A 7,419-nucleotide genomic window follows, 5' to 3' on the forward strand; every position below is an offset into this window, starting at 1 on the left:
GACCTGGCAACACGGGAGCGTTGTCGCTGCTGGCAAGGAACACCTCGCCGGAAACCGAGTTATGGCAAGTGCAGCATCGGTGAGGAGTGCCTATATTGTTAGTTTCGGCATCCGTTGAAGCCGGATCCTGAAACGGACACAGGAGCAATGCCATGAGAGTCTCTCCGAGAACTTCATTCGCCGCATTTGTCCTCTTATCCGCTCTTGCCGGAGCCGCCGCACCGTCTTTTGCGAACGGCTTCTATCAGGGCATTGACCCGCATCATCCGCCGGGGACCCAGAATAGAGGATCGATGTGGGTCCCGATGGTCGAGAGCCCGTACTATGCCGACCGCGACGTCTATGTCGATCCGGCACCGACCGGCAGCATCTACGTCGACCCGGCCCCGACGGGCAGCATCTATGTCGAGCCCATGCCTATGCGTATTTATGGTGGGTCGCCCTCTCAAGTGCGCGAGCGTTACGAGAACGAGTACCAGGGTGGCGGTCAGGGCGACTATTACCAGGGTATCATCCCTCCGGCTCCGGTTCCCTGAGCGGCCAGAGCCGGCATTCAGCGCGTCGGCCTTCGCGGCAGCCAGCCCGGAGGTCAGCGCCGCGCTTGCCGCTCGGCGACAAGTCGTCAGCCGGATCGGAGTTGTCCGAGCCCCCCGTCAAGTTAAAGTTGCTTAATCTGCATCACGGTTGCATGAGCAAACGTGACGAAACATGTGACTGCGCACGGGAAGCCGAGGCTGCGAAAGGTGTTATGCTGGTAACTGCAGCATCCGTTAGGAGGCCGTATGCTGCCAGCTTGCATCCGTCAGGAGGCGAGGATGCTGAACGGAGATAGGAGTTAACGTCATGAGAGTTTCTCTAAGAACGTCATTCGCCGCATTCGTCCTCTCGTCCGCACTTGCCGGTATTGCCGCACCGGCCTTTGCAGACAGCTATTATCAAGGCATAGACCCTCATAATCCTCCGGGAACGCAGAACACTACGCGCACGCTGATGCCCCGTACGGTTGCCCCGTCGAACGTCGACGTCATGCCCACCGGCAGTATCGACGGCCAGCGCGTCTACCCGACCGGGGGTGGGGCCTATAGGGAAAGATACCAGGCAGGCGAGGGCCAGTATTATCGCGGCATCATCCCGCCGACACCCTGAGGCCGGAGAAGTCAAAGCCCGGTCTCCGACCGGGTGAAAGGGAATAGTTCATTTGAGGACCATATACTGCCGCCGCGATGGATTGCGGCGGCAGTGCTTTACTGGGGATGGCCCTTCTCCCAAGTAACCGTTTGGCCGAAGAGCGGAACAGTCGTGATCGACATCTTGGCGGACCCGTCGGTCAATTGGCGCGAATGCGCAAGATAGATCAATGTGTCATTCGCCTTGTCGTAGATGCGGGTCACAAGCAGATCCTTCCAGATCAGCGACAGGCCGGAACGGAAGACTTCCTCTCCCTCGTTCGACAGATCGATATCGCCGATGGTGATCGGTCCGGTCTGGCGGCAGGCGATCGAATTGTTCGACGGGTCCTCGAACCAGTTGCCGTTCTTCAGGCGATCGATGACGCTGCGGTCGAAATAGGTGACGTGGCAGGTGACGCCGTTTACCTTCGGATCGCGCACGGCATCGATCTTGATGTCATTGCCGAGCCAGTCGACGCCGACTTTGCCGACCGTCTCGGCGCGAACCGGCGTGATGGCCGCGGCGGTTAGGGCGAGGGCGGCGGCGAGAAGCAGGGTGCGGGTGCGGCGGGACATGGGTATCCTCCAATAAGCAGCACCGTTCACATAGGTGGTGGCGTCGGCAATGCAAGACGCCAAGGGGTCCGTTGCTTCGGCCTCTCAGGCGGTGTGGCGCAACTGATCCTGGTGGGAGGTGTCGGCCTGTCGCAATTGCGCCGCAGCGGCCGCAAGCGCCCGGGCGCTGGCATCGATATGGCGCTGCCTGGCGATCGAGCAGCGATCACGGCCATCGGCCTTGGAATCGTAGAGTGCCAGATCCGCGCGGATCATCACGTCCATGATCGTGTCGCCAGGCGCTGCTGCGGCGATGCCGATGCTGACCGTCAAGCGGATGCGCTGATGCGCCCGGCCGACCGGCGTGTCGCGAACGGTGTGGCAGATCGCTTCGGCGACGGCGGCTGCCTGCTGTTCGGTATGGTCCGGCAGCACGATCCCGAATTCCTCCCCGCCAATCCGTCCGAAGATACCGCGCCCATCGAGGAATGCGGAAACCGTCGCGACGAAATGGGCGAGCGCCATGTCGCCGCAGGCGTGGCCGTAATGGTCGTTGATCTGCTTGAAATAATCGAGGTCAAGCTGGAGGAAGGCAGCCGGACGATGATGGGCAAGGCAGTCGGCGATGGTCCGTTCGCCGTCTTCGATGAGCGCTCTGCGCGACAGCGCCCCCGTCAAGGGGTCGCGTGCGAGCAACGTCCTCAGGTTGGCGATAACGCGATTCTCGATCGTAAGGATCACTGCGACGAAGAGAGCGGGAAGGAAGGAAAGTTGCAGGAAGGCGAGGGAGAGGTCGAAGACGGGCGATGCGGCGGAGGCGGAGGTTTCGGGCGTGAACCCCAGGGCCTGAACGAACCCGGTAAAGGCGACCGTCAACAAGCCGATGGCGACGGCGCGGAACGCCGGCTTGTCTTTCGCCCGCCCCTCGAGGATCGGGAGGCCGATGACGACGAGCAGAGCCGCGCCGCAGCCGGCGATCACGATCATGCGCGCGCCGAAGCTGTCTTGTCCGCCAAAATCGACGAGAAGACCGGCCGCCGCGGCCGCAAATGCGAGCATGGCACACACGCCGGTCGGCACCGGTGAGGCCAGCAGCCGGCGAAGACCGAGGAGAATGGCGAACAACGCAGCGATCATCGCCGCATAACCGGGCATCGCGACAATCGGAATGCTCAACGACGTCGCCGCCATCAGGAGAACCGTTGCAATCGCCGATAGTGCGCAGGCGATCGAGAAGTCGCGGGAGGCGGCTGTCTCGGAGCCTCGCAGGCGTAGAAAGGCGGGCAGGAGTGCCAGATGCGCAATGACCGATATGGCGGGGAAAATGCTCATTTCGAAACGGCCTGTCGTGCTAAAATGAAGCGGATGGCTTTCGGGCCAGCGGTATGCGTGATCAAATTCGTAGCGGCGCCGTGTTAACGAAGGCCGGCCAATTTCGCTGCAATTTGAGCGTTTTGCCTTTCTCGCATTGGTTGCGGCGCGAATTTTCGATGGGGGCCGCATATCAGGGTTCAGGAGGACCAGGATCGCGATCGATTCATGCAGCCTGAATGGCCGGTTGCCCCTCGTTATGTGCATAGATTCAACCTGTCAGACGATGATCCGGAGCGTGCGCCATGTCCCATGAGAGCCATTGCTTTGCAGACCGGGTCGATGCGGGCCGGCGGCTCGCCGCGGCGATAGCACGGGAAGGCATTGCCGATCCGCTGGTGATGGCGCTGCCGCGCGGCGGCGTGCCGGTCGCCTTCGAGGTGGCGACGATTCTCGATGCCCCGCTCGAGCTCCTGATCGTCAGGAAGATAGGTGCTCCCGGACATGCCGAGTTCGGCCTTGGAGCGCTCGTCGATGGCGACGAGCCGCAGTTGGTCCTCAATGCCGAGGCGATGCGCCTGGTCAAGCCGTCCAAGGCGTACCTCGAGGCAGAGACGGCGCGTCAGCGTCTCGAACTGGAGCGTCGCCGCACGCTTTACCTTGGCGATCGGCCGCGTATTTCAGCGGAAAAGCGCAATGTCGTCATCGTCGACGACGGAATTGCCACCGGCGGTACAGTCCGGGCCGCGGTTCAGGCGCTCCGCAAGGCGGGCGCTGCGGAGCTTATCGTCGCCGTCCCGGTGGCTCCGCCGAGCGCGATCGCCAGCCTCCGCCGGCAAATAGACCGCTTGGTCTGCCTCGCAACGCCCAATCCCTTCCATGCCGTCAGCATCCATTACGACGATTTTGAACAGACCACCGACGCCGAAGTGATCGCCCTGATGCGGCGCGCGAAAGGCGAAAACACACCAAGCCAGATCGGCAACGCCACCAAAAGTTCAGATGAAAGTGAGTGATGAACGGCATGCGGCTGCCCGATAGACCTCGCGGATATCAAGGGTTATGCTGGCGCCCCCGTAAAGGCCTTTCCGGTAGGTTCGACGATGAGTGAAAACCTTTCCGTCCGCCCGGTCGTCCGGAGCGACTACGAACAGTGGCTGCTGCTCTGGGAAGGCTACAATGCCTTTTACGGACGCGCGGGCGAAAGCGCGCTCGCTCCGGACATCACCGGCATGACATGGTCGCGCTTCTTCGATGCCTATGAGCCGATGCATGCCCTGGTTGCCGAGAATAAGGGCCGGCTGGTCGGGCTCACGCACTTCATCTTTCACCGCACCACCACGGCGATCCAGCCGAATTGCTATCTCCAGGACCTGTTCATCAACGAGGCAGCCCGCGGCGGCGGGGTCGGCGAGGCGCTGATCAACGGGGTCTTCGAAGCCGCAAGACGTGCCGGCACGTCGCGCGTCTACTGGCTGACCCACGAGTCGAACCTCAAGGCGATGCGGCTCTACGACAAGGTGGCGGAAAAATCCGGCTTCGTGATGTATCGGATGGTGATTTGAGGGAGCTTCCCCTCACACCCGTTCCACAAAGCCGTCCAGCACGCGCTTCTGACCGGCGCGGTCGAAATCGATCGTCAGCTTGTTGCCTTCGATCGCCGAAATGTTGCCGTTGCCGAATTTGATGTGGAAGACGCGGTCGCCGACATTGAAGCGCGAGGGTTCCGCGGTCGTCGATTTGGCGACGAGTTCGCCCTCGATGGTGCGGGTGCGGGAGCCGGATTCGCCGTAGCCGATGCGCTCGACGGCGTGGCCGGAGCGGCTACCCCAATTGTCGCGGGTGGCGTCCGAGCGGTGCTGCTGGGCGCGCTTCCAGCCGGGCGTCTGGTAGGTGTTTTCGAAGGGGTCGGCCTTGTCGAAGCGCGACTGGCCGTAACCGCCGCGATTGTAGCCGCCATAGGAGACGTCCTGTTCGGCGACCTCGACATGGTCGATCGGCAGTTCGTCGAGGAAGCGTGAGGGCATGGTCGTCTGCCAGAGTCCATGGATGCGGCGGTTCGAGACGAACCAGATATGGCAGCGGCGCTTGGCGCGGGTGATGCCGACATAGGCGAGGCGGCGCTCCTCCTCGAGACCGGCGCGGCCGCCCTCGTCGAGGGCGCGCTGATGCGGAAAGAGGCCTTCCTCCCAGCCCGGCAGGAAGACGGTGTCGAATTCCAGGCCCTTGGCCGAATGCAGCGTCATGATCGACACGGCATCCATGTTCTCGTTCTGCTCGGCATCCATGACCAGCGCGACATGCTCCAGGAAGCCGCGCATCGACTCGAAGGCCTCCATCGAGCGGATCAGTTCCTTGAGGTTTTCGAGACGTCCCGGCGCTTCGGCGGACTTGTCGGCCTGCCACATTGCCGTATAGCCGCTCTCGTCGAGGATCTGTTCGGCGAGTTCCGTATGAGGCGTCGTTTCCAGCAATGTCTGCCAGCGGCGGAAATCGGTGACGACGTCGAAGAGCGCCTTGCGCGCCTTCGGCTTCAACTCGTCGGTTTCGATGATTTCGGTTGCGGCGGCAAGCATCGGAACGTCGCGGGCGCGGGCATAGTCATGAAGGTTGCGAACGGTGGTGTCGCCAAGTCCGCGCTTCGGCGTGTTGACGATGCGCTCGAAGGCGAGGTCGTCGGCCGGCTGGCAGACGAGGCGGAAATAGGCCATGGCATCGCGGATCTCGAGCCGCTCGTAGAAGCGCGGTCCGCCGATGACGCGATAATTGAGGCCAAGCGTGACGAAGCGATCTTCGAACTCGCGCATCTGGAAAGAGGCGCGCACCAGGATGGCGATATCGTTCAGATTGTGCTTCTTGCGCTGCAGCTGCTCGATCTCCTCGCCGACGGCGCGGGCTTCCTCTTCGGAATCCCAGGCGGCGTGGGCATGCACCTTCTCATCGTCCGGGTGGCTGCGCTCGGTGAAGAGCGTCTTGCCGAGCCGGCCCTCGTTGTGGGCGATCAGATGCGCGGCGGCGCCGAGGATGTGCTCGGTCGAGCGGTAATTGCGCTCCAGCTTGATGACCTTGGCGCCGGGAAAATCCTTGTCGAACCGGAGGATGTTGTCGACCTCGGCGCCGCGCCAACCATAGATCGATTGGTCGTCGTCACCGACGCAGCAGATATTTATCTGCTGCTGTTTATTTGCGCTCACGCTGTCGCCGCTGGCGCGGCTGCGCTCCGCGGGGGCGGACGAAACGTCGTCCGGCCAGCCTTGGCTGGCTCGGGCTTCGCCCGCAGGCGTGGCCCTCGCGACGCCGGCCTTGCCCTGCGGCCGCTGCGCCAGGAGCCGCAGCCACATATACTGCGCCGTGTTGGTATCCTGGTACTCGTCGACCAGGATGTAGCGGAACTTGTCGTGGTAGTCCCTGAGCACGTCCGGATTGGCGCGGAACATGCGGATCGGGTGCAGCAGCAGGTCGCCGAAGTCGCAGGCGTTGAGCGTCAGCAGCCGGTTCTGATAGGCGGAGTAGAGCTCGCGGCCCTTGCCGTTGGCGAAGGCGCGGGCGTCGCCCTCCGGGATATGCGCCGGATCGAGCCCCTTGTTCTTCCAGGTGTCGATCATGCCGGCGAATTGCTTGGCCGGCCAGCGTTTGTCGTCGAGGCCTTCGGCCTGGATCAGCTGCTTGCTCAGACGGACCACGTCGTCGGTATCGAGGATGGTGAAATCGGATCTCAGGCCCACGAGCTCGGCGTGGCGGCGCAAGAGCTTGACGCCGATCGAGTGGAAGGTGCCGAGCCAGGGCATGCCTTCGACCGCATGGCCGACGAGCACGCCGATGCGCTCCTTCATCTCGCGCGCCGCCTTGTTGGTGAAGGTCACTGCGAGGATCTGCGATGGATAGGCGCGGCCGGTCGAAAGGATATGCGCGATGCGGGTGGTGAGCACGCGCGTCTTGCCGGTGCCGGCGCCGGCGAGCACCAGGACCGGACCCTCAAGCGTTTCGACGGCTTCGCGCTGTTCCGGGTTGAGGCCGGAGAGATAGTCGGGCCGCTGGGCCTTGTCGCGGGCCGCCATGGCGCGCGCGGCGATGCCGCCGGCGGCAGGCGCGGGTTTGCGCGGCGCCGGCTCCTCGTCGAAGAAGGGAATGTCGTCGAAACCTTTGCTCATGCGGCCCAATGTAGTGATTCGGGACCGAAAGGCCAGAAAGGATGTTCTTCTTTTATTCCCGAGTCTCGTCGGGCCCGTGCAAGCCTGTGGAAAGACTGGCGTTTTCAGCACCGGTGTGCTGGTGACGCTATCGTTGGGCCGTGGCGTCGAAGGCCGGATCGATCGGAACCTGCAGCGCGGTCGCCAACTGATACCAACGAGCGGTGATCATGACCGATGCGCCCATTCGCGGA

Annotated in this window: 7 protein-coding genes; 4 read left to right on the forward strand and 3 right to left on the reverse strand. The window is 63.0% G+C overall.

All coding sequences use genetic code 11. The features are described from left to right. Positions 1–152: 152 nt before the first annotated feature. Together N181_RS02165 and N181_RS02170 are read left to right on the forward strand one after the other, a co-directional pair. Positions 153–536 carry a hypothetical protein gene (locus tag N181_RS02165; protein WP_014328931.1) on the forward strand — a complete coding sequence of 128 codons (384 nt, stop codon included), beginning with the start codon at positions 153–155 and terminating at the stop codon, positions 534–536. A 307-nt stretch (positions 537–843) separates the two neighbouring features. Beyond that, the gene (locus tag N181_RS02170; protein ID WP_037448159.1) at positions 844–1,146 is read left to right on the forward strand and encodes a hypothetical protein; all 303 of its coding nucleotides are present in this window, start codon (positions 844–846) and stop codon (positions 1,144–1,146) included. A gap of 98 nt (positions 1,147–1,244) precedes the next feature. Here the strand turns inward: N181_RS02170 and N181_RS02175 are convergent, their stop codons facing one another. Then, on the reverse strand, positions 1,245–1,745 hold the full coding sequence (locus tag N181_RS02175; RefSeq protein WP_037401014.1) for a CreA family protein: 501 nt from the start codon (positions 1,743–1,745) through the stop codon (positions 1,245–1,247). 84 nt (positions 1,746–1,829) lie between these two features. After that, complete coding sequence (locus tag N181_RS02180) at positions 1,830–3,056, reverse strand: GGDEF domain-containing protein (RefSeq protein WP_037437053.1); 1,227 nt, start codon at positions 3,054–3,056, stop codon at positions 1,830–1,832. 284 nt (positions 3,057–3,340) lie between these two features. On the opposite strand from N181_RS02180, the gene N181_RS02185 reads away from it, so the two are divergent. Next, positions 3,341–4,051: a phosphoribosyltransferase gene (locus tag N181_RS02185; protein ID WP_037401008.1), complete on the forward strand. Its 711-nt coding sequence runs from the start codon at positions 3,341–3,343 to the stop codon at positions 4,049–4,051. Between the two features lie 87 nt (positions 4,052–4,138). Next, a complete protein-coding gene (locus tag N181_RS02190) occupies positions 4,139–4,600 on the forward strand; it encodes a GNAT family N-acetyltransferase (protein WP_014328926.1) in 462 nt (153 codons plus the stop codon). A 12-nt stretch (positions 4,601–4,612) separates the two neighbouring features. Here N181_RS02190 and N181_RS02195 read toward each other — a convergent pair whose 3' ends face one another. After that, a complete protein-coding gene (locus tag N181_RS02195; RefSeq protein WP_037401005.1) occupies positions 4,613–7,186 on the reverse strand; it encodes an ATP-dependent helicase in 2,574 nt (857 codons plus the stop codon). Between the last annotated feature and the right edge of the window lie 233 nt (positions 7,187–7,419).

The sequence above is a fragment of the Sinorhizobium fredii USDA 205 genome (assembly GCF_001461695.1).
Lineage (GTDB): Bacteria > Pseudomonadota > Alphaproteobacteria > Rhizobiales > Rhizobiaceae > Sinorhizobium > Sinorhizobium fredii.